Annotated in this window: 16 protein-coding genes; 8 read left to right on the top strand and 8 right to left on the bottom strand. The window is 70.1% G+C overall.

What is annotated here, in order from left to right; translation table 11 throughout:
• The first annotated feature begins 77 nt into the window (after positions 1-77).
• Positions 78-1,049, top strand: a complete 972-nt coding sequence (locus ACQPYE_RS10870; protein ID WP_498720939.1) for a hypothetical protein — start codon at positions 78-80, stop codon at positions 1,047-1,049.
• 60 nt (positions 1,050-1,109) lie between these two features.
• On the opposite strand, the gene ACQPYE_RS10865 is transcribed toward ACQPYE_RS10870, so the two are convergent.
• Positions 1,110-2,372 carry a cyclase family protein gene (locus ACQPYE_RS10865; RefSeq protein ID WP_498720938.1) on the bottom strand — a complete coding sequence of 421 codons (1,263 nt, stop codon included), beginning with the start codon at positions 2,370-2,372 and terminating at the stop codon, positions 1,110-1,112.
• Between the two features lie 625 nt (positions 2,373-2,997).
• Here ACQPYE_RS10865 and ACQPYE_RS10860 point away from each other — a divergent pair.
• The 5 genes from ACQPYE_RS10860 to ACQPYE_RS10840 all read left to right on the top strand — a co-directional run bounded on the left by ACQPYE_RS10860 (position 2,998) and on the right by ACQPYE_RS10840 (position 13,984).
• Positions 2,998-4,830 (top strand): CHAT domain-containing protein, encoded by a 1,833-nt coding sequence (locus ACQPYE_RS10860; protein WP_498720937.1) that lies wholly within the window; start codon positions 2,998-3,000, stop codon positions 4,828-4,830.
• Complete coding sequence (locus ACQPYE_RS10855; protein ID WP_498720936.1) at positions 4,827-10,076, top strand: peptidoglycan-binding protein; 5,250 nt, start codon at positions 4,827-4,829, stop codon at positions 10,074-10,076. The genes ACQPYE_RS10860 and ACQPYE_RS10855 overlap by 4 nt, the downstream gene beginning before the upstream one ends.
• Positions 10,073-11,416, top strand: coding sequence for a hypothetical protein (locus ACQPYE_RS10850; protein ID WP_498720935.1), 1,344 nt, complete (start codon positions 10,073-10,075; stop codon positions 11,414-11,416). The genes ACQPYE_RS10855 and ACQPYE_RS10850 overlap by 4 nt, the downstream gene beginning before the upstream one ends.
• Positions 11,417-11,454: 38 nt before the next feature.
• Entirely contained in the window at positions 11,455-12,369 is a 915-nt protein-coding gene (locus ACQPYE_RS10845) for a S1 family peptidase (protein WP_498720934.1), read from the top strand.
• A gap of 169 nt (positions 12,370-12,538) precedes the next feature.
• Positions 12,539-13,984 (top strand): phosphatase PAP2 family protein, encoded by a 1,446-nt coding sequence (locus tag ACQPYE_RS10840; protein ID WP_498720933.1) that lies wholly within the window; start codon positions 12,539-12,541, stop codon positions 13,982-13,984.
• Here the strand turns inward: ACQPYE_RS10840 and ACQPYE_RS10835 are convergent.
• From ACQPYE_RS10835 to ACQPYE_RS10825, 3 genes are all read right to left on the bottom strand, one after another.
• Positions 13,926-14,867 carry an SMP-30/gluconolactonase/LRE family protein gene (locus ACQPYE_RS10835; RefSeq protein ID WP_498720932.1) on the bottom strand — a complete coding sequence of 314 codons (942 nt, stop codon included), beginning with the start codon at positions 14,865-14,867 and terminating at the stop codon, positions 13,926-13,928. The genes ACQPYE_RS10840 and ACQPYE_RS10835 overlap by 59 nt on opposite strands.
• Positions 14,868-14,874: 7 nt before the next feature.
• Positions 14,875-15,771 (bottom strand): helix-turn-helix domain-containing protein, encoded by an 897-nt coding sequence (locus ACQPYE_RS10830; protein ID WP_498720931.1) that lies wholly within the window; start codon positions 15,769-15,771, stop codon positions 14,875-14,877.
• A 132-nt stretch (positions 15,772-15,903) separates the two neighbouring features.
• The gene (locus ACQPYE_RS10825; protein WP_498720930.1) at positions 15,904-16,038 is read right to left on the bottom strand and encodes a hypothetical protein; all 135 of its coding nucleotides are present in this window, start codon (positions 16,036-16,038) and stop codon (positions 15,904-15,906) included.
• Positions 16,039-16,107: 69 nt separating this feature from the next.
• Between ACQPYE_RS10825 and ACQPYE_RS10820 the strand changes: the two genes are divergently transcribed.
• Together ACQPYE_RS10820 and ACQPYE_RS10815 are read left to right on the top strand one after the other, a co-directional pair.
• Positions 16,108-16,314, top strand: a complete 207-nt coding sequence (locus ACQPYE_RS10820) for a hypothetical protein (RefSeq protein ID WP_498720929.1) — start codon at positions 16,108-16,110, stop codon at positions 16,312-16,314.
• A 221-nt stretch (positions 16,315-16,535) separates the two neighbouring features.
• Entirely contained in the window at positions 16,536-17,918 is a 1,383-nt protein-coding gene (locus ACQPYE_RS10815) for a glycoside hydrolase family 6 protein (RefSeq protein ID WP_498720928.1), read from the top strand.
• Positions 17,919-18,043: 125 nt separating this feature from the next.
• On the opposite strand, the gene ACQPYE_RS10810 is transcribed toward ACQPYE_RS10815, so the two are convergent.
• From ACQPYE_RS10810 to ACQPYE_RS10795, 4 genes are all read right to left on the bottom strand, one after another.
• Positions 18,044-18,703 carry a hypothetical protein gene (locus ACQPYE_RS10810; RefSeq protein ID WP_498720927.1) on the bottom strand — a complete coding sequence of 220 codons (660 nt, stop codon included), beginning with the start codon at positions 18,701-18,703 and terminating at the stop codon, positions 18,044-18,046.
• A 6-nt stretch (positions 18,704-18,709) separates the two neighbouring features.
• A complete protein-coding gene (locus ACQPYE_RS10805; protein ID WP_498720926.1) occupies positions 18,710-19,030 on the bottom strand; it encodes a hypothetical protein in 321 nt (106 codons plus the stop codon).
• A 35-nt stretch (positions 19,031-19,065) separates the two neighbouring features.
• The gene (locus tag ACQPYE_RS10800) at positions 19,066-21,363 is read right to left on the bottom strand and encodes a glycoside hydrolase domain-containing protein (RefSeq protein ID WP_498720925.1); all 2,298 of its coding nucleotides are present in this window, start codon (positions 21,361-21,363) and stop codon (positions 19,066-19,068) included.
• Positions 21,364-21,441: 78 nt separating this feature from the next.
• Complete coding sequence (locus tag ACQPYE_RS10795; RefSeq protein WP_498720924.1) at positions 21,442-21,606, bottom strand: hypothetical protein; 165 nt, start codon at positions 21,604-21,606, stop codon at positions 21,442-21,444.
• Between the last annotated feature and the right edge of the window lie 30 nt (positions 21,607-21,636).

Below are 21,636 nucleotides of genomic sequence, written 5' to 3'. Positions count from 1 at the left end.
AGGGGACGGCTTCGGCCGTGACTAGGGGGGTCCTGATGGTTTCCGCACGCTTGTCGACACGTTTGTCGACACGGTTCATGGCGATCGGCGCGGTCGTCGCCACCGCGCTCGTGGGGGTCACGACACCGGCCGGCGCGGCCACGTCCGAGACCTTCGGGCCGGTGACGATCACCAACGTGCCGTCGTTGGGCTTGGGGATCCAGAAGGTCCAGGAGATGGACCGGATCACGGCGTCGATGACGGCCGGGCAGACCGCCTACGTCTACTCGACCCTGCGCGCGTACGACTCCGGGCACGTCAACCTGGTCGACAACGAGGTGCGCTGCTCCGGCGCGGGCGGCGGCAACGTCGTCGTCGGCGAGAACATCGACCCCGTCGGCACCGCCAACCCCGGCCGTGACGACATCACGCTCGTCAATCGGTTCCTGGTGTCCGCCACGACGACCGGCACGCTGTCGTGCGCCCTCTACCTCCGGACCCACTCGCTGGCCCAGGCCACGTCCTCGTTCACGGTCAGCGGCACGTTGCGGTTCGCCTCCCTCCAGGTCGCGGAGGACGTGAACGGGTCGGCGATGCAGACGTCGCTGCCCAACGGCAACATCGTGGTCGGGGACGCGGACGTCTACACGTCGATCCTCGACCGGACCATCGGGGCCGGCCACTCGCAGGTCGCGGTCATCGCGGACGTGCAGTACATGTCCTGCCTCCCCGCCGTGTGCAAGTACTCCTACACGACGTCCAGCGCCCGCTTCACGTTGTTCGCCCACCAGATGGACGGCGCCGCCTTCTGCTCCTCCGCGCCGATGGCCCAGACGAGCGTGACCGTCAACCGGCAGACCCACCACAAGGTGGTCCCGCTCTACACCACGATCCCCCTGGTCCCCGGTTGCGACCGGATCTACGCCTACGTGCGGGCCGAGTACGTGGGCGGCCCCACCGGCGCCATCCAGGGACAGGCGGACAACCTGACCGACGAGACCGGCTCCGCGGGTCCCGGCGTGCCGCAGCACAACTCGGCGATGACGCACCTGTTCGCCGTGCCCAGCTGAGGACACCGGCCGCGCCGGGGACGGGTCGAGACCCGTCCCCGGCGCCGGCGGGCGAGGTGGTCAGCGACGTCGGGGGTGCCCCAGCGCGGCGGGTGGTGTGTTGCCCGCCGTGGCGCCCTCGGCGTGCTGCGGTGTCACGATGAAGACGAACTCGTGCACGCGGTCGGCGGCGAGCCGGTCCACCACGTAGGACTCGCCGATGCGGATCCCGTTGCGCATCAGCAGTTCCTGGTGCACGGGGAACGCCGTGCCGTCGTCGTTGACCGGGTTGCCCAGCACTTCCAGGGCCCACGTGTCGCTGCCGACGATCGCCGGGCGGGAACGCGCCAGCCAGCGCGCCTCGCGCAGGTAGATGCCGGGCAGCCCGCGCGAACCCTCCCAGCGGGCGATGTCGGCCGGGTCGCGGCGGGCGAGCAGCTGGTTCCAGCCGGTGTGGAACAGCACGACGTCGCCGGGTTCCAGGCGGTCGACACCCCCGAACTCCATGGCGTCGCGGATGTCCTCCACCGTGATGCGGTAGTTCTCGCGCAGCAGCGGCCGCCCGTTGCCCGCGGGTTCGGCCAGGTCCCCGACCCGGCCGCGGGCGAGCTTCACCCCGAGCACGTCGAGCAGCACGCCCCGGGTGACCACCGGGCCCATGTTCTCGGCCCCGAGCCGGATGGTGCCGTGGCCGCGGGCGATGTCGGGTCCGCGCAGGCCGTTGTAGAACAGGTCGGCCGCGCCGATGTGGTTGAGGTTGTCCAGCTGGCTGCCGATCTGGTAGGTCGTGGCGAGGGGTTTCGGGTGCTTGGGCGAGAACTCCGCCTCGAACCGCTCCTCGTGCACGCTCACCCGGTTGGCGCCCAACGGCTCCAGCGAGACGAGGACGCCGCCCTGCTCGGCGAACCCCGGCGGCGGCGGGTACCCCCAGATCGTGAGCCGCTGCTCGTACGTGCGGCGCGGGTCGGTGGCGAACGCCGGGAAGCCGTTCCACATCAGCTCGCCGAGGTTGTAGGTGGTGACCTCGCGGTGCGCGCGGAGCAGTCCGAGCGCGGCGGCCGTCTTGGCCGGCGTGACCTCGTTGAACGTGCCGCGCTGGTCGTCGGGCCCGTACCTGCTCGGCGCCCAGTCGCCCAGGTTCGCCGGGTCGGCGTAGTCGAACGGCGTGTCGTCGGGTCGGCCGGCATCGGGTCGGCCGGCGTCGGCGGGAGCCGGGTCGGCCGCCGCGGGCGCGCCCACCAGACCAGTGGCGCCGACGGCGCCGGCCGCACCCGCCAACTTGAGCACGTCACGACGTCCGAGTCGGTGTCCGGCGAGGTAGTTGCGCAGCAGGTCGGGGTTCACGCGGTGGCTCCTTCGGCACGACGGGCAACCACTGAGCTTTATCGGATGCCCCACGTCCCCCGCAACGGCGGTCACCTCGATGAGGCGGCGGTGAATGCGGGATATTCCAGCGCAGCACGAAGCGTCGACCACGAGAAGTCGCCGACCACCAGCGGGCACCACTTGACGCAGAGTAACAAATAATCACCCAGGGCCAGCACGCCTCCACATTTATGCGGAAAGGCGCAACTTTGCGGTGTGACGAAACCGTTCCAGTCCCATCGTGAACACCTCGAACACCTAGCGGTTCGGAGTGCCCGAACCGTTATTACAACGTTCGGGTGAAGGACGTAACTCTTTCTGGTACAACGACGAACACACCGGGGAACGCCTGCGCCATGCGGCACCTACCAGCGCCGTCAGCCGCAGGAGTGCAGGTCGGCCGAGTGGAAGCGGGTAGTGGGCACTGATGCGGAACGGATTGATCCAGATCTCGACGGGCGACGACGCGGCCCACTACCGTGTCGAGCTTTTTCTTCGAGAGGGCGAAACATGGCCCACTTCTCCCGTCGCCTCCGCTACAGTGGCTTTCGAACCCGGCGATTACCCGACCCCCGGGCGGCCTCCCGGTGACGGAGCGTCAAATATGAGGAATGCTCAGGTCGATGGGAACGGGCGGGTCGCCGACTTCGGCAAAACCGGCGAATTGCTGCACTCGTTGTTGTTCAAGGATGAAGTCGAACTGCGGTGGCGGGAAGCGGCCGAAAAGCCCTTGCGCACCTATCTCCTGGTCAAGCCCCCAGAGTTGCGGTCAGTCCCGTGGGAGATGATGAAGTACCCGAACGGCGGGACGCTGTTCACGTCGCCGGACCGTCCGTTCCTGAGGGTGGACCGGTTCCCCGACACCGCCGGTCGGCGCGGCGACACCGATCCGCTGCTCCCGATCCGGATCATGGTGGTCGAAGGCGAACGGGACAGCACGATCGGTACGGCGACGGAGATCCGGGCGATCAAGCAGGCGCTGTCGACCACGAAGGGCAGGATCGAGGCCGAGTACCTCAGGGCACCGACGCGGCAGGTGCTGATCGACGCGTACGAGCGCTTGCGGCCCCATGTCTTCCACTTCGTCGGGCACAACACGCACGACTTCGACCAGAACGAGCCCGCGCTTCGACTGCGCGACGAGGCACGGGACCTCGATCAGACCATCACTCCCGATGTCCTCCGCCGCCTCCGGCCGCCGCCCCGGGTCGCAGTGCTCAACGCTTGCCGCACCGCCACCGCGGACGAGTTCCGCCCCCTGGCCGAGTGCTTCTTCACCGACGAACCCGGCGTGGAGGGCGCAGCAGCCGTGATCGGCATGCAAGGCAACGTCAGGGGCGCTGCCGCAGCGCGCTTCGGGGGCGCTTTCTACCGCGCCCTGGCCAAGGGGATGGCGGTCGACGCCGCGGTGACCGTCGCACGCGCCGAGCTCCACCTGAAAGGCGACGCCCTCGAGAGCGAGGGCGACTGGGTCCTGCCCGTCCTGACCGTTCGAGGCGCCGCCGAGCACGCCCTGGGCCACCGGGCGGTGTTGTCCCCGCAGGACGCCACGACCATCGACCTGATGCTGACCGACAAGGTCGGTCAGTTCGTCAACCGGAGCGAAGAGCGCCGACGGATGATCGAGAGCCTCGCACCGCGTGACACCGAACCAGCCCGCCTCGTCGTCGTGCACGGCGAGAAGGACAGCGGGAAGAGCAATTTCCTGCACTGGTTGCGCCGCTGGTGCGCTTTGCGCGGCCAACGGGTCAAGTACGTGGACCTCAGGGACGAGGCCGTCCTCGACTACGCCGCCGTGCTGCGGGTGATCCGCACCACGGATGAGGATCTGGTGTCGTTGACGCCGCGGACGAGCACGACATCCGGGGGTGCGACGGTATCGAGCACCGCGGCCGGATCGACCGGGAACGCACCGGTCGATGATGTCGACGCTCATCGGCCGAGCCCGTACTCCGACCCACTGGAGCATCGCGAGAACGCACCACCTCGACACGTGGCCGATGCGTTCGACTCCGTCGTCGAGAGCCTGAAGGCGGCCGTCACCGACAGTCCACTCGTCCTGATCCTGGACCACGTGGACGGCGTCCTCCCCTACGACTTCAAGAACTACGTCCACCCGCTGTTGGTCAAACGGGTGCTCCAGGGCGAACTCCTGAACCTGAGGTTGATCGTGACCTTGGACAGGAATCAATCGGTGACCCACTGGCCCGCGGCACAGGACCGCGCCGCGCCACAGTGGATCACCGTCGACTACCTCGACCGCGACGACTTCGCGGAGCTCGCGGAAGACGCGGTCCTGCACTTCGACGGCGACCTCAGCGACCTCGACGTGGAGACCATCGGAACGATGGCCAAGCACGTCCTGAAACCGTGGAAGCCGAGCCGGTTGACGGAAATCACCAACTGGCTGCGCGAGGGCCGCCGGAGAGCCTCATGAGCGCCGACCGGGCAGAGGTCCTCGAGCGATTAGCCGCCGGGCAGTCGCTGCAGGAGGCACTCGACTCCCTGCGACCGCCCGGTGGACGCCAAGCGCTCAAGCGGATCTCGTTGGTGCACACGTTCGACCGGGACGTCTACGACGCGGTGCTCAAGGTGGGCGGCGCCACGGGTTTCCCGGATTTCGACGAGGTCGTCCGACTGCCCGAGATCGAGCGGGTGCCGCGGTCGATCGGACTCCACAGGTTGCGCGACGGGTCGCGGTCCACTTACTGGAACGCCTGGTGGGACGACAACCCCGAGTCCTCCCTGCCGCTGCCGGACGGACTCGAGGACCTGGTCCGCCGCCTCGCCGATCACTACCGCGACCCGTACCGGCCGCACGAACTCCTCAAGCAGCTGGCGCTCATCGAGCCGACAGGGGCGAAGGACCTGTTCGAAGAGCTCTTCCAGGCGGCCGACGAACGGTTCGACCTCGCCGGTTGCCAGGACCTGCTCAACGCGTTGTGCGACGCCGACCGCACGGTGGTCCTCGACCCGACGCTCGTCGAACTCCACGATGACAAGACCACGTACCTGCGCGCCAGGAGCCATTCGTCCAACGACTTCCTCCGGACGGGGACGTTCTACGAAACCAGCGGAACCATCACCGCCTACCGCGAGCTGCTGAGTGACGTCGAGCCGCGTGTCCTCGAGCTCCACGCGCCCGCGGGCAGCGGAAAGACCATGGAGCTGCGTTGGCTGCTGTCGCGTGTGCTGGTCCCGGAGCGCTCCCCGTTGGACTTGGGGCGCATACCGGTCGCGAAGAGCGACTTCGACTTCTTGGACCCGGTGAACGTCACGAGGCACCCCTGGCTGGTGTTGCTGGATGCCGCCGTGCAGCTCAACCAACAACTGCCGGGATCACCTTTCCAGGAGTTCCTCGAAGCCTACGGCTGGGCCGCGCCCCTGTTGCGCCGCGAGGTCGTCGATCCCGACCGGGCCGCCGCGGCGAGCCGCCGCTTGCGGAATCAACGCGCGCGGCTGGCCCGGAGTGTGCCCAACCGGTTCATGAGCACCTTGAACGGTGTCCTCGGGGACAAACCCGTGGTCCTCATCTTCGACACGTTGGAAGAGGTGCACCTCAGGCCCCAAGGCGACCTGGACGCCTTGTTGGTGCTACTGCGGTCCTTGCACGACAGGTGCCCCGGCGTCCGCTTGGTGCTCTCCGGCCGCTACCCGCCCAGCGGCAAGTCGAAAGAGGTGCCCCTGCCCGCGGCGAAGCGCGAACCCGGCCCGTTCACCGCCGCGGATTCCGAGGGCTACCTGAGGTTGCGCGGCATCGTCGACCCGCCTGTGCGCGACGCCGTCGTCACCAAGGCAGGAGGCAATCCGTTCAAGCTGTCGCTGCTGGCGGACCTCGTCCAGCAACAGCCCTCGCTCACCCCGGAGCAGATCGAACAGCACGACGCCGACCTGATCTACCTCGTGCTCCGGGTCATCAACCGGGTCGACGACCCCCAGGTCCGGTGGCTGCTGAGGTACGGGGTGATTCCGCGAACATTGGACCTGGACTTCGTGCGCGCGGTCGCCGAACCTCATCTGAGGCGCGCCATGTCCGGCGACGTCGACCTCGACAACCCCGACGTCGACCCGTTGCCGTCCGAATTGCGCAGAAACGGATCCACCTTCCCGATCAACACCCGACCCGCGCCCGATCAACGGTTGGACGTCGAGCAGGTCTGGCGTCGACTGCACGCCTACGCGGGAACGAGTTCCTGGGTGACCTCGGCAAACCGCGCGTCGGATTCGTTGCGCTTCCACGCGAGCGTGCTCGCGCCGATGAGGGCTGTGGTCCGACGCCACCCGGTGCACGAGCACTTGCAGCGTGGCGCGTGGAAGTACTTCGAGCGGAAGGCCGCTGAGCACCACACGCGGTGGATCGAGTACACCTGTGAGGCCATCTACCACCGCTTCCAGTTGGAAGGCCGGGGTGCTGCGGCGTACTGGCGGCGGGTGATCGGCGAGATCGGGCTCGACGAACCGGAACGATGCGAGGCGATCGCCGCAGAGGTGCTCGGCCAGGACTACCTGGACCCGTCATCCGGCGACCCCCTGCGATGGCAGGGGACGGAACCGATCATCGACCTGGAGACCGCGGTGGAAGCCCGGTTCATCCGGATGAGCGCGCTGACCCAGATCGCGAGGATCAAACAGGTACCTCCTGACGATCAGCGGTGGAGCCGGGTCGAGCGGGACCTGGCCGAGATCGCCACGGCGCACGAGCGGATCGGGCGTAACGTGGTGCCGTGGTGGCGCCTCGCCTATGTCCAAGCGGCCCTGCAGTTGAAGATCGGTGCCCCCCACGAGGCCGAACGGCTGCTCAACGACGCGTTGCCGCACGTCCGGGGACTGCACGACGAGGTTCGGCTGCACGTGCTGCTGGGCGACGTCGAGCTGGCCTTGGGACGGGCCTCGGCGCCCGAGACCTACGCACGAGCGCACGATGCGGTGGTGCGGCACGGCTTGGCGCCGAGCAGGCTCACCACGATCATCCACACCCGCCAGGTCAAGGCCTACCACGTCGCGGGGAGGTTTGACAGAGCCATCGATGTGCTCACCAAAGCGCTCGGCGTCGACGGGCTCGACCGGGATCATCGCGACGAACTGCTGTTACTGGCGGTGGACAACGGGATCTCGACCGGCCGCCTGGCCTGGGCGCGGAGCCAGGCCGAGGCACTGCCGAACACGCCGACGAAGCACGACTCCGTGATCGCCGGGGCGAAGGTCGCTCTCGCCGGTCGTGACCCGGTCGGCGCCCTCAGCCTCGTCGTGCCGACGCACCCCCATCTCGTCGACACCGCGCGGTCCGGCCCACCGCACCCCGGCGAGCACGAGTTGGCCGGTCTGGCGGCGGGGTCACTCGCGCGGTTCGACGAGGCGCTCAGCGCGTTGGAGTCGGCGAGAGCGCTGTGGCACGCTGAAGGCGATTTGGAGGCCGTGGCCCGGTGCCACACCCACTCCGCACTCCTGCAGATGCGGGACGTGGGTAACTTCACGCTGGCTGAACAGCACTTGGCCGAGGCATTCGAACTTCACCCGCCCTCTCCCGAGCAGGCCTGGCTCACGCTCACGCTGGCCCGGGCGGAGCTGTTCGCCAAGCGGAACGGGCAGCAGGAAGCGCTGGCGCTGGTGCTGGACGTGGTCGAGCACCTGCGAGGGAACGCGCACCCGTCCTCGCTGGTGCGCACCGCGGTGGAGGGATTGGCCATCGGGCTGCCGGACCGCCGTGCGGAGTTCCTGCACTTGCTGACCACCAACCTCAGGCGGATCACCCCACCATCCGCGAGAGTCGCCGCGCTCGGCGAACTGCACCGGGTGCCGACCGCGGGTGATGAGGAGTCGAGCAGGCAGTTCCGCAGGGTGCGCAGGATGCTGCGGGGACATCGACGCCACCTGAGCACCGGTGACATCGCGTTGCAGGAACTGACGATCGCCGAGGTGCACAGGCTTTCGGGTAAGCGCGAGAAGGCCCGGAGAACACTGGGATCGGCGGCTCTGCACGGCGAAAGGCTGGCATCGCCCTTCTTCGTCCGCGACTGGGCGCGCGCACTGGACTGCCTCGAGAAGCCGGTGCCGGACGGCTGGGCGGTCGTCCACCACTTCCTCGACGCGTTCCGACATCACCACATGCTGAGCGGGATATTCCAAGTCGAGCGGGCGGAAGCGGCGCTGCAGCGGCAGGACGTCGAGGGCGCCGAGCAGGCGTTCGTGCTCGCCCGGGACGCGATCGACAGTGCCAAGGAGCATGAAACGCAGTGGCAGGGCCGACTCGCGCTGGTCGAGGCGGAGATCGAGCGGTTGGCACAGGAGCAGTCCGTCGAGGAATCGGCCGCACGGGCCTACGCCACGTTCAACCTGCTCGGCAGCAGCATCCGGTTGTCACCGCTGTCGGAGAACTTCATCAGGCACGCCCCCCCACCGAACGCGTTGACCTTCGTGGGCCAGCAGGTCGACATCGCGAAGTGGCTTGCCAGCAGGTCTCAGCTACCGTTGGGGCACCTGGTCGGACGTTCCCTGCGGCTGCTGCAGGACAACCCGGACCTCACCGCGGAGGAGTTGTCCGAATCGCTCGCCGCCCTGCTCGGTGACGACTGGACGGCGATCGCGCGCGAGCTGGGCGAGGTCATGCCGGCTAGTGCCGCCTTCCGGTCACACGGGCAGGCGGACACCGCCACTGAGCTGATGCTCATCGTCGGCGATCGCCGTTGGAACATGATGCCGTGGGAACTGGCCCACCGCTCGAGCACCGCCGACCTCATGGGCTCGCACTCGACCGCGGGGCCGCTATACCGCACGACATCACCCGAAGCGGCCCGGCGTGACGAGGTCGGGTACGTGCAGATGGCGCTCAACCGCCTCACCGGCTCCGACATGCCCGTGGACGGCTCGTTCGGCGACCGCACACGTCGAGCAGTGCTGGCCTACCAGCGACAACACGACCTCGCACCGGACGGGAAGATCAACGACGACCTGCGCAAGCGACTACAGCAGGAGATGCTGTCGGACACACCGCTCGTGGTCCTGATCCAGCAGAGCCCGTGGCAACAGCTCGTGTCGAACCGCGGTCACGCCAGCACCGGCGTCGACCTCCAACGGCTGTACCGGCGGAGCGGGTTCGACGTCGAGGTGGTGGAGAACCCGACGCTCGACCGCCTGGCGCAACGCCTGCGGGAGGTCATCGACGGGGGCCGGGTCCCCGCGGTCCTCCACTTCTCCGGAGGTCTGCGGGAGTTCAGCGGCGGGGTCGCGTTCTCGTTCGTCACAAGCCCCTGGGAGGACGAGTCCTACATCGGGCCGCGTGCCGCGGAGGAGATCCCGGTCAGCTCGATGGACCGACTGCTGGCCTCGTTCCCGAGGGACGGCGTCCGTCCTGTCGTCGTGCTCGACGTCGACCGGCCACGCGGTGTCACCGACATGGCGCTGCACCTCGTGCAGCGCAACGCCTTCGCCGGTGAGCTCTTCTCCCTGGGTCGGTGCGCGGCCGTTCTCGGCACTGGACTGGTGGGCCGGGAGGGCAACCAGCTCTACGAAGAACTGGTCTACTCACTGGCCTCGGGACGATCGCTGAGCGAGGTGATCACCACCCTGCGGGGACTCGCTCCGGGAGAGATGAAGCTCGACCGGATCGTCCCGTTCCTCGGCGCCGCGCTCTTCACCCACTTGCCCTGGCTGCGGCTCGCCCCGGAACGGGAGAGGCACCGGTGAGCCTCGTCGAGCGCAAGCTTCTCGAGCTGGACGGCAAGCTGGCAGGGATCGACGAGGAGTTCCGGCCGTGGCTGGCAGACGCCGGCGACAGAGGTCCGCTGCGCAAGCACCGATCCCAGCTGACCAGGGTTGTCGACACGTTGCGCGGTCTCACCGAACGCACTGCGAAGGAGCGCGCCGCCATGGCGGGCGCCACCGAGGACGTGCTCGACCGGTGTCGGCAGGTGCAGGACGGGATCCTCGAGGTCTACCGCATCTGGGAGTTCTTCCGGTCGAAGTTCGCCCTCCGGTACCACGAGCCTTACCGGCAGTTCCTCGCCGTGGCGGACGAGTTCGTCTGGGCGTGCTACGAGCCGGCACTCGAACACGCCGAGGTCACCGACCGACCGGGGGCGACCGGCACGGAACCGCCGCTGGTCTACTTCAGCGGGGACTTCAGCCCTTTCATCCACCTGAGAGGCGAGAACTTCGACGTCGAGGACGTAGAGGGCACGGAGGAGTACGACGACATACTCCTGTCCTTACCGGTTCCGGTCGTCGCCCTTCCCCGCTACCAGCTGGATCACCTGCCGGAGCTGCTGCTCCTCGCACACGAGGTCGGCCACTGCGTCGAGCGGGATTTCGATCTCGCCTTCACCACCAGCCGACACCTCAGCTACCAGGCCCAGGACATCCCGGGTGACCGCCGGTCCACGTGGCGCGGTTGGTTGAGCGAGCTCTTCGCCGACTGCTTCGCCACCGTCATGGCCGGACCGGCTTTCGTCAGCGCGCTCGTCGACTTCCTCGCATTCGGTCCGGACATGACGTCCGACGATCAGATGCCGTCGAGGGGGACCATCCACCCGCCGACGCGGTTGCGGATCGCCGTGGCGACCCGGTTGCTCGAACGCATCGGGTTCGCACCCGAGGCGCACGAGATCCGTGGTTCGTCGGCACGCCAACAGGTCGGTCCGTTCGCCGACGACGTGGACACGATCGCCGGAGTTCTCGTGTCGGTCGCCTATCCTCAGCTGCGCGACCGCACGTTGCTCGACTTGAGGCGGTTCACACCGGAACAGCACCGCCACGCGTTGACCGCCGCGAAAGCCGCGTTGAACAGACAGGCGCCGAGCACGCTGGACATCCGTTCGCTCGTCGCCGGCAGCCGCATCGCGTTCGAAGAAGATCCTCGGCAAGCCGCGAGGAGCCAGAGCATCATCCTCGGACGCGCGCAACAGGCTGTGAACGACAAGCCCCGCCGGGCCGATGAGCGCTCCACCTCCGCGACGGATCGCGCGACGGGCGCCGCGCTGTTCGACCTCATCGCCGACCACAGACATCGCACAGGAGACCGCAGTTGAGTGAAGCACCCGACCCGTTCCGAGGACCTGCGGAGGAAATGGCACGCGCGGTCGCGGGTGATGACGACGCACGGTTCGTGCTCGCCTTCCAGACCTTCCTCAACCAAGCGCGGAACTTCGCCGACGCCGAGGACCCCGCCCACCTCGCCAAGTCGATGCTCCGGCGCGGCGCGGCGGAGGTGCGGGCAGCACCCAGCGGTCGATCGCGTGAGGCCGACGGGTTGTACGGCGACCGGACGTTCCGGCGCAACGCCCGGGCGATGGTCGCGAACCGCAAGAGGATCATCGGCGGTGTCCGCACATCGAGCTTCCCGGACTGCGTCGCGGTCGGGAGCGCGCACGACTGGTGCTGTTCCGGCACGATCATCGCCCCGAACGTCGTCCTGACCGCGGCACACTGCGTCGGAGGTGGTTGCGCCGAAAGAGTTTTCCTGGGTGAGGACGTGGAGTTCCCCGACGTCGGGCAGGTGGTCGCCGTGCGGAGCGCCGTCGTGGCACCCCAGTACGCGCCAGGTAGCCGGATCGGCGACATCGCGGTGCTGGTCCTCGACCGGGCCGTGGAGGTGGAGCCCCGGAAGATCGCCCGACGGGGTGCTTTGGACGACGCCACCTTCGTCCGCGTGGCCGGCTACGGGAACACCGATTTCCGGGGCAACCGCGGTTACGGCATCAGGCGACAGGTGGACGTTCCACTGGCCGGGACCTCCGAGGGGTACGGCGCCGATCTCGCGACCGAGTTCGTGGCCGGTGCGCCCTTCCTCGACCTGGACAGCTGCAGTGGGGACAGCGGTGGACCCGCGTACGTGTCCGTGGACGGTGAGTGGCTGCTCGCCGGCGCGACGTCCCGTGCCATCAGCGGCAGGCGCGTCCGACCTTGTGGCGACGGTGGTGTCTACACGCGGGTGTGCGAGTACGAGGAATGGATCAGATCCGTACCCGGAGGCAAGTGGTGAGCCCCTGCCCGCCCTCTCCCTCGCGCTCCGGGCGCTAGCGGGACGTCGCCGACCCGCAGTGCCCTGACGAGCACCGGCAGACTCCCTGCCTTGATCGGTGAACGCACCCGGACCACGAGGTCCAGGGATGACAGGATTGCCCGGTGAGCCGTTTGGGCACACCACCCTGGTGACTACGACACGTGATGCGCGGCAGGTGGTGGTCGTCGAGCGCTTCGTGGTGCGGAGTGCGGTGTCGTGGGTGGCCGCTTCCGCAGCCGGTGTCGCGTTCGCGGTGGTCCTGGTGGCCGTGTGGACGGGGTGGGCGCCCGTGCGCGAGGTCGACCAGGCGATCTCGGACGGGCTCACGCGCTGGGTCGGCGGGTCGGGAGGTCTCGGCGCGGCGTTGAGCGGGATCACGCGGCTCGGTGACACGGCGACGCTCACCGGCGTGACCGCGCTGGCGGTGGTGTGGCTGCTCGTGCGCCGGCGGCCTTGGGTGGCGGCGCACGTGGTCGTCACGACGGTCGGTGGCGGGTTGCTCGGCGTGGTGGTGAAGGAGCTGGTCGAACGGCTGCGGCCGTTGGTGGAGGTCGAGGTGGCCACCGCGCCGGGCTGGAGCTTCCCCAGCGGTCACACGTTGGGTGCCACCGTGACGTACGGCGTGCTGTTGCTGGTGTTCGCGTCCGCGCGGCGGGCACGTCGCCGGTTGACCGCGCTGGTGGTCGTGGTCGTCGTGGTGGTCGGCTTCACGAGGGTGGCGCTCGGCGTGCACTACGCCACCGACGTCCTCGGCGGCTGGTTGCTCGGCCTGCTGTGGCTGGCCCTGACCACCGAGGTGTTCCGCCAGTGGCGGCGGGACGAGGGACTGCCTGCCGTGCCGCTGTCGGGTGGTCTGGCGCCCGAGGCGGCGGACGACCTGCGGCCCCTGGCCGGACGCCCGGTCCACGTGCCGGCCGACCTCCGGCTCGTGGCGGCCCGGCTGCTGGTGGTGTGGGGCCTGCTGCTGGGCGCGTTGTTCGCCCTCGGCTCGTGGCTGACCGCCGCCGGGCCGGACGTGCCGACCGCGTGGGACCGGGGCGTCGTCGAGTGGATCGCCGAACGCCGCGTCCCCGGCTGGGACGCGGCGATGGGCAAGGTCGAGGCCTTCAGCGGCACGGGGCCGGTGATCGGGGCCGCGGTGGTCGTGTGCGTGCTGGCGCTGGCCACGACGCGTTCTTGGCGTCCCGTGCTGCTGGTCGCCCTGGGGATGCTGGGCGAGGTCACGCTGTTCCTGCTCACCACCGCGATCATCGACCGCGCCCGCCCGGCGGCCAAGCTCCCCGAGCACCTGCCGCCCACGTCGAGCTTCCCGTCCGGACACGTCGCCGCGTCGTTGGTGCTCGGCACGACCGTGGCCGTCCTGGTCGTGCGCTGCGCGGCGGGGTGGTGGCGGTGGGTGGTGGCGGCGACCGCCCTGGCGATCCCCGTGGCGGTCGCCGCGCAACGCCTCTACTCGGGCGTCCACTACCCCACCGACCTGCTCGGCAGCCTCCTGCTGGCCCTGCCGTGGGTCACCGCGGTGGCCCTGGCGACGGTCAGCGCACCTTCGCCAGCAGCAGGTTCGGGTCCGCGGCGGTGGAGTAGGCCGCGCTGAGCACGTACGCCGTGCGACCGCGCACGGCCACCGACGTCGGGTTCCGCAAGCCGTCGGCGGACGTGAGCAGCACGGTGGCGGCGCCGTCCGGCGCGATGCGGACCACCTGGTTCGGCCCGTTCAGCGCGGCCAGCACGTCGCCGCCCGCGAACGCGAAGTCGTCGATGCCCACGAGGCCCCGAGCCCGGACCTCGACGTCGCCCGGACCGCCGCGCCGCACCGGGATGCGCAGCACCGTGCCCTGGTCCAGGTTCGTGGCCCACACCGCCCCGCCGCGCACCTTGACGCCGTTGGCGCCGAGGAAGCCGGTGGCGGCGAGCTCCGGCGCGGCCGACCAGACCGCGGCCGTGCCACCGCGCAGCGGCACGGTCGTGATCGTGCCGAGCACGGAGTCGGTGACGTAGAACGTGCCGGCGCGGTCGTCGAGAGCCAGGCCGTTGGGCAGGCCGTCGGCCGGCAGTGCGGCGATGCGCTGCGCCGCGCCACCGTGCCTCAGCCGGTAGAGCCCGGTGGACGCCGGGTCACCGCTGGCGTAGAGGTAGTACAGCGTCCCGTCGTGGGTGCGCACGATCCCCGTGGTGAGGGGGAAGCCCAGCACGGGCGTGCGCACGCCGCCGTCGGCCGGCGCGGGCAGGGTCGCCAGGATCCGGGTGACGCCGGCGGGACTGACCGCGGCGACCTGGCGAGCCACCGCGAACGTGACGTACGCGGTGCCGTCCGGCGCCAGGGCGACGTTCTCCGGCGTCTGCCCCGAAGCCAGGTCGAAGTGCACCGCGACCCGCGACCGCACCACCGCGGCGTGCGGGTCCGCCGCAGCGGGTGCCGGGAGCAGGGCGACCGCTCCGGCCGTCGCGGCCAGGGCGATGATGGACCTTCTTCGCATTCTTCCCTCAGTTCTTCCGGTGGAGTGGTTCGGGCGCACCCGTGGCGGCCTGGTGCGCCGTGGCGGTGTGGTGCGCCAACAGGGTCATGGCCGCGTGCGAGGGCGACCCCGCCTCGGTCGTCGTGACGACGACGTACGGCCCCTGTTCGGTCCGCAATGTCTGCTGGGTGACGGTCAGCGCGCCGACCAGCGGGTGCCGCATCCCGTACACCGCGTCACCGCGCGACTTGACGCGGTGGTCGGCCCACCAGGACGCGAACTCGGGGCTGCGCACCGACAACTCGCCGACCAGCGACGCCAGCGCGGCGTCGTCCTGGTGCTGCCCGGACGTCAGCCGCAGGCTCCCGACCACGGCGCGCGCCTTGGCCGGCCAGTCGGCGTACAGCTCCCGGGTGTGCGCGTCCAGGAACACCAGGCGCGCCATGTTCGGCCGGTGCTCCGGCCGGTCCGGTGCGGCCGGGTCGAGGTGGCCCGCGTACAGGGCGTGCCCGGCGCGGTTCCACGCCAGCACGTCGCCGCGACGTCCCAGCACCAGCGTCGGCGCGTCGCCCAGCACGGCCAGCAGCTGCCGTACCGCGGGCGTGAGCCGCTCGCTCGCAGGCCGTCGAGCCGGTGGCTCACGCCTGCTCCACGCCGCCAGGTCGTGCAGGTGGCGGCGCTCGGCCGGGTCCAGCCGCAGCGCGTTCGCCACCGCGTCCAGCACCTCGCGCGACGCGTTCGGCGACTGCCCCTGTTCCAACCGCGAGTAGTAGGAGGCGCTCACCCCGGCGACCATCGCCAGTTCCTCCCGCCGCAGCCCCGCGACCCGCCTGCGGTCGCCGTGGTCGACCAGTCCGACGTCCTCCGGCCGCAACCGCGCCCGACGTGCCCGCAGGAACTCCCCGAGCCGGCGTTTCGCGTCCATGGGGCAAGTCTCGACGCCGCCGGCCGGCACAGCCACACCCTGCCGGTGTGTGCCAGGGCGCGGCGGGCAGGTGGACGGCGACGATGTCGAGGGGGGGTCAACAGCTTCGCCGCGGACGCGCTCGGGAACGGCTCAGGACCGGCAGCCTGGTCCGTCCGGCACGACGAGGTCGGCCACGCGCCGGCCGCCGCCCATCAGCAGCACGCCGTGCGCGGAGAACAACGACCGGTAGAACGAGACCTCCCACTCGTCGCGTGGTCGGCACACCGGAGTTCGGCGACCGGCTGGTGGCGGACCTGCTGACCGGTCCCGGTCCCGGTCCTGACCCCGGTTCCGGTGGCGCCGAACCGGGACCGGCCGGGCTGGGCGACGTCGTCCTGCTGCGCGCCGAGCTGCTGCGCCGGCTGGGGCACCCCCGAGGCCAGGCGCACCGCCGAAGCCGCGGCCGCGCTGTTCGGGGGAACGGCCGCGAGCGCCTTCGGCCCGTCGCGCGAGCAGGTGGCGCGGGCCGCCGCGCTGCGGGTCGAACTGCCCCGGTTCTGAGCGCGCGATTATTCGAAGGCATTCGAAGTCGAATGCGGTCGAATAGTCCGGAACAGGAACGAGCCCCTCGCGCTTCCGGGCGATCTGGAATATCGGGGGCAATGATCCGGCAACCCCGAAACTCTTCACGAAAAGTTATTCCCCTGCTAACGTCCGAATTCTCCGGAGCGTTCCCGGAATTCGCCGCCACCTGTTCCGCTCATCCGACCAGGGAGCCGAAGATGCCACTGAAGTCATCACCAGGCCCGACCGGCAGGCGACGGGCACGTCGCGGGATCGCGGCGACCGCGGCGTTCGCGTTCGCCGCGGCCATGGCGCTCGGGACGGGCCCGGCCGCCGCGGACGTGACGGCCGCGGCGCGCGTGGACAACCCGTACGCCGGCGCGTCGGTGTACGTGAACCCGGACTGGTCCGCGAAGGCGCGGGCCGATGGCGGGTCCGCCATCGCCAACCAGCCGACGTTCGTCTGGCTGGACCGGATCGCCGCCATCAACGGCGTGACCGGAGCCCGCGGCCTGCGCTCGCACCTGGACAACGCCCTGAGCCAGGCGGCCGGCCGCACGATGGTCGTCCAGTTCGTCATCTACAACCTGCCCGGCCGCGACTGCGCCGCGCTCGCGTCCAACGGCGAGCTCGGCCCGGACGACCTGCCGCGCTACAAGTCCGAGTACATCGACCCGATCGCCGCGATCATGCGCGAGTCGAAGTACGCGAACCTGCGCATCGTGACGATCATCGAGATCGACTCGCTGCCCAACCTCGTGACGAACGTCGGCAGCCGCCCGACCGCCACCGCGGCGTGCGACCGGATGCTGCAGAACGGCAACTACGTCAACGGCGTCGGGTACGCGCTGGCGAAGCTCGGCGCGATCGGCAACGTCTACAACTACATCGACGCCGCGCACCACGGCTGGATCGGGTGGGACGACAACTTCGGCACTTCCGCGACCCTGTTCGCCCAGGCCGCCCGCGCGTCGGGCAGCACGGTCAACAACGTCACCGGGTTCATCTCGAACACGGCGAACTACGGCGTGCTGAAAGAGGACCACTACACCATCAACGACAGCGTGAACGGCACGTCCGTGCGCCAGTCGAAGTGGGTGGACTGGAACCGCTACGTGGATGAGCTGTCGTTCGCCCAGGCGTTCCGCACGCAATTGATCAGCGCCGGGTTCCCGTCGAACATCGGCATGCTGGTCGACACCTCGCGCAACGGCTGGGGCGGTTCCCAACGCCCGACCGCGAAGGGGCCGACGACGAGCGTGGACGCGTACGTCGACGGTGGCCGGTACGACCGCCGCATCCACCTCGGCAACTGGTGCAACCAGTCCGGGGCGGGCATCGGCGAGCGGCCGAAGGCGAGCCCGGCCTCGGGCATCGACGCCTACGTGTGGGCCAAGCCGCCGGGCGAGTCCGACGGCGCGAGCCGGGAGATCCCGAACAACGAGGGCAAGGGCTTCGACCGGATGTGCGACCCCACTTACACGGGCAACGCGCGCAACGGCAACAACCGGTCGGGCGCCCTGGCCGACGCCCCGCTGTCGGGCCACTGGTTCTCCGCCCAGTTCCGCCAGCTGATCGCCAACGCCTACCCGAGGCTCTGACTCGACGGGGGTTCCGGGCCACCCCCCCAACCCGGAACCCCCGTCCCCCCGATCAACCGGCCTGCCACTGCACGGACCACGACCACCAGCGCGGCTGGTCGAGGCTGCGTGTGGCCGGGTGGTGGTCAGGCCGTGGCGATCTGCCGTTCCGCCAGCCGCTCCGCCGCCTGACGACGTCCCGGCGTGAACGGGTCGGCGGGTGCTGCCCGGTCCGGCGCGGCCACCCACCCGCCGATCTTGCCCGCGACCCTGGCCAGCGCCGGGTCGCCGGGCCGCACGTCCACCCGGAAGTGCCCCTCCTTCGGGTCCTTGCGGAAGTCGCCACCCCAGCGGACCACGCCCTCGCACTCGGCGAGGATGTCGCGGACGATCGCCACCTCGTGCGGGAACAGACCGCCGGTCGCACCCGCCGGGAACCTGGCGGGCAGGATGGCGATGGCGGTCCCGGAGCGGTAGTCCGCGTCGAACGGCGTGCCGGCCGGCGCCTCCGCGTAGCCGGTGATGTCGTTCGCCCGCAGGGTGGCGACCTCGTAGTGGAAGCGCCGGGCCACGTGCAGCAGCACGACGGCGGACGGGCCGGACCGCAGCGTCACGGACGCGTTGGAGCCCTCGACCGGGTAGGTGGCGAGGTCGTCCGGGCGGGCGGGTGGGTTGGCGGCCGGCGCGGCGGAGGCGGGTGCCGCGGGCACGGCCAGGCCCACCGACGCGGCGACCGCGAGGCCGCCGGTGATGGCGAGGAACCGGCGACGCCCGAGCCGGCTCACGTCCTCGGTGGGTTCGTCCATGGTGGCTCACTGCTCCTTGCGGGATCGGGGGTTTCGGCGGGCGGCGACGGCCAGGCCCGCGAACAGCGCGGTCGCGACCAGCAGCACGGCGACCGTCGGGTTCACGCAACCGGGCACCATGTCCTGCACCGCGTTGCACCGGCGGGACAGCGGGAGGTAGGTCACCCGCCCGTAGGCCCGGTCCCACCCGCCGTGCTCCAGGTCGCACGTCTCCCTGATGTCCGGCGTGTACAGGTGGATCGCACCCCAGGCGTACACCAGGAACGCCGCGAGCGGCGCGCACGACGCGGCGACCGCCCACCGCCGGGCCGTTCCCGGTACGCCCAAAGTTCCTCCCCCTCGCACGCCGCCCGGGCGTGCCGTCAGCTGCGCGACAACCTCTCGATCGTCTCCGCGTAGCCTTGCAGGAAGGGTTCCAGCTTCGCCGAGGGCAGCTGCGCGGGCAGCAGGCAGACCCCGCCGGTCCTGCGGATCGCGGCCTCGGTGAGCGCGGCGAGCTGCGCGTCCGCGGTGCTGCCGCCCAGCGCGTTCCAGGCGGCGTCCCGGACGCCGGTCACCGTCCCGCCGTAGCGGTTGGCGTAGAACTGCCGGAACCTGGTCCGGTGCCCGTCGGTGAGGTGGGCCCGGATCGCCCGATCGATCCGCGCGCCGTCGCGCACCGCGCTGCCGACCAGGTACCCGTCGACGTCCTCCACGAGGTCGTTGAGCGGGAACGACGACAGCACGGTGATCTTGGCCAGGCGGTCGGCGCAGAACGCGTACCCCGAGGCGTACTCGTCGCCGTGCGACCGCCACTCGCCGTAGAACGTGGCCAGGTCGCCCGACCAGCCGCCGAAGTCGCCGCGCCCGCTGTTGCCCTTGAGGTACACCGCGTTCGCGGTGGCGCCGAAGTGGTCGACGTTGACGGTGATGCCGAGCGACGGGTCCACGTAGGACTCGACCCGGGCCGGGGCATGGCGTCGGGCGTGGTCGATCCACGCCTGGTCGACGTTGCCGATCAACGTCTCCCAGCCGGACCAGGGACCGTTGTACGTCGGGTGGCGCAGGTACTCCATGACCCGCTGGTTCGCGTCGCCGCCGTAGGCCACCGCCGTCGCGTACAGGCCGTCGACGTACCGCAGGTAGGCGTCGACGGGCGAGTCGCCGCCGCCGATGTTCTCCCGGCCGACGCCGGGGTCGTTCCCCCGGCGGACGTCGCGGTCGAGCGCGAAGACGTCGCCGCCCGCGTCGAAGTCGAACTCCTTGATCTGGTTGAACGACCAGTTCGCGGGCAGCGGGAAGCCCAGGTTGCCGGAGAAGCCCCACGACATGCCGGACACGAACGAGTACCGCGCGAACGCCTGGTCGCTGACCTGCGCGCACACGTTGCGCGAGCCGTAGACGCCCGCGACGTACCGCTTGCCCCGGGTGCCGAGACCGGCCTGGATGCCCTGGAAGTACGGGATGACGTGACTGGCGATCTGCTCGCCCGTGGCGTCGTAGTCGACCGCGAAGTAGATCACCGTGCCCCGGTTGAAGCCGTAGCCGACGGCCCGGTCGTGCGCCCGCAGCGCGTGGTCGTAGCCGTTGGACCAGGTGAAGTCGTCGACCGTGTCGGCGGCGTACTGCGAGATGGGGAACACCCTCATGCCGCCGGTGAAGATGGCGTCCAGCTCGCCGGGCTGGATCTCCTTGTCGAGGGTGCTCCACGGGTCTTCGTCCAGGTAGCGGCCGACGACCTCGTAACCCGCCGCCTTCAACGCCCGCGCGCGGGCGACGCTGATGTGGAACCGGGTGTCGCCCGCGCCCGCCGGCCGGTCCGGGTCGCCCGTCGACACCAGCAGCTGCGCCCACGTGGCGTAGTCGCCGATGCCGGTGCGGGCCAGCACGGAGAAGTCCTGGAACGAGCGCACGAAGTCAGCGAGCGCCGCGTCCCAGCTGGAGGTGAACGCGGCGAACACCCCGCCGACGCCGCCGTTGACCACGCAGGCGGCGCTGAACAGCCGCACCCAGGCCGCCGGGGAGCCGGGCCGCACGGTGTTGTTCCGCAGGCCGTTCTGGGTGCCGGGCCCGAAGTTGCCGGTCGCCTGGTCCTCCGGGATGCCGAGCTGGTACTGGATGGCCCGCATCAACGCGACCTGCACGTCCCGCGTGTAGTGGCCGTCGCACGGGATGACGAAGAACGTCGACTTGGTGATGTAGGTGGCGTTGAGCCAGCGCTGGATGTCCCGCACCTCGACCCGACCGCCGGACAGCAGCACGTAGGCGTCCATGTTGAGGATCGCCTTGAAGATCTTCGGCGAGATGTATCCGTCGGCGGCGAACCCGATGTTGCTCTTGAGGTCGCGCACCGCGTCGTGCACGTCGCTGTCGTAGCTGCCGTTCGACGTGTCGCCCGCCCAATAGCCCTTGCAGAACAGACCGTACTTCGCTATTCGCACGATGTTCGCGTGGGCATAACCGAAGCCGATGTCGCCCCGCTCGGCGAGCGTGCCCAACGTGGTCGGGCCGAACGAATCGGAAAGGGTGGTGATGCCGAGTTCGTGCTGCAACGCGCGGGTTAGGGAGAACATGGTGCCCCACCCGGTCACACCGTTCTCCGCGCAGCGCTCGTAGCCCGGCACCGAGCCGTAGGTCGAGTTCACCCAGCGCTGGGCCTCGAGCACCTTCGGGTCAGCCATCGTCCGTGTCCCCCGGGATCGTCTGGAAAAGGTCGCGCGGTCCCGCGCCGGGCCGCGTCCACCACTGCCGGCACGCGCTCAGCAGGTGCCGTTGGCCCCGTTGTGCAGCAGGAGGCCGTCCAGCACCCACCACCCGTTGTCCGGGCACGACGCCGCTCCCGCCGGCGGGACGGCGAACACCGACAACCCGAGCGACATCGCGACCACACCGGTCGCCGAGGCGATCTTCCCGAGCAGTGTCACGCGTCATCCCTCCAGCGCGGAACAACGAGA

The organism is Actinosynnema sp. CA-299493, assembly GCF_050946825.1.
GTDB lineage: Bacteria > Actinomycetota > Actinomycetes > Mycobacteriales > Pseudonocardiaceae > Actinosynnema.
Note: the sequence above shows the minus strand (reverse complement) of the source record. Positions and strands in the feature narration are given on the sequence as shown.